Origin of the sequence: Psychrobacter sp. MES7-P7E (assembly GCF_002863645.1) — a bacterium.
GTDB lineage: Bacteria > Pseudomonadota > Gammaproteobacteria > Pseudomonadales > Moraxellaceae > Psychrobacter.
The window spans coordinates 1-719 of record NZ_PJBU01000050.1 but is presented as its reverse complement, the minus strand read 5'-3'; the positions used below and the strand labels follow the sequence as shown (position 1 = coordinate 719).

The window sequence follows — 719 nt, the reverse complement described above, 5'->3', positions numbered from 1 at the left end:
TAGGGGCTGTAGTAGATAAGCACTATGCTAGACTACTTTTATGAAGATAACCCGTTGTAAACTAAGTAAAAAAGCACAGCGAAGGCTGTTAGAGTTTTTTACGGCTGAAGTGACTGCTAGAACAGCCGCAGATTTGCTTGATATTCAGCCTAATACTGCTGCACTTTTTTATCATAAAATAAGACTTGTGATAGATTACCATCTCTCATTAGAAGCTGATGAGCTTTTTGATGGTGAGGTCGAATTAGATGAAAGTTACTTTGGCGGTGTACGCAAAGGCAAAAGAGGTCGCGGGGCAGCTGGTAAAACCGCTGTATTTGGTATTCTAAAACGAAACGGTAAGGTTTATACCATTGTCGTAGCAGGCACCAAACAGACTACCCTAATGCCTGTTATTAAGCGTAAAATCAAGCCTGACAGCTTTGTTTATACGGATAGCTATCGAAGTTACAATGCATTAGATGTGAGTGAGTTTAAACATTTCAGAGTCAATCACTCTATAGAGTTCATTTGCGGTAAGAACAATCACATCAATGGCATTGAGAACTTCTGGAATCAGTCCAAACGAACACTCAGAAAGTATAATGGGATCAATAAGAAGAACTTCCATTTGTTTTTAAAAGAGTGCGAGTTTAGATTCAACTATGGCTCACCATCTAATCAGCTGAAAACCTTGAGAAAATGGTGTGATATTTAATCCTTATCTACTACAGCCCCTT

At 38.8% G+C, this 719-nt stretch carries 1 protein-coding gene; it reads left to right on the top strand.

Annotation, left to right across the window (positions count from 1 at the left end; genetic code table 11):
* Positions 1-40: 40 nt before the first annotated feature.
* Positions 41-697, top strand: a complete 657-nt coding sequence (locus CXF62_RS01450) for an IS1595 family transposase (protein ID WP_102092636.1) — start codon at positions 41-43, stop codon at positions 695-697.
* The last annotated feature ends 22 nt before the right edge of the window (positions 698-719 follow it).

Excerpts from the sequence above, each read along its gene's own strand:
- CXF62_RS01450 (WP_102092636.1), top strand. The coding sequence starts at position 41 with ATGAAGATAACCCGTTGTAAACTAAGTAAAAAAGCACAGCGAAGGCTG.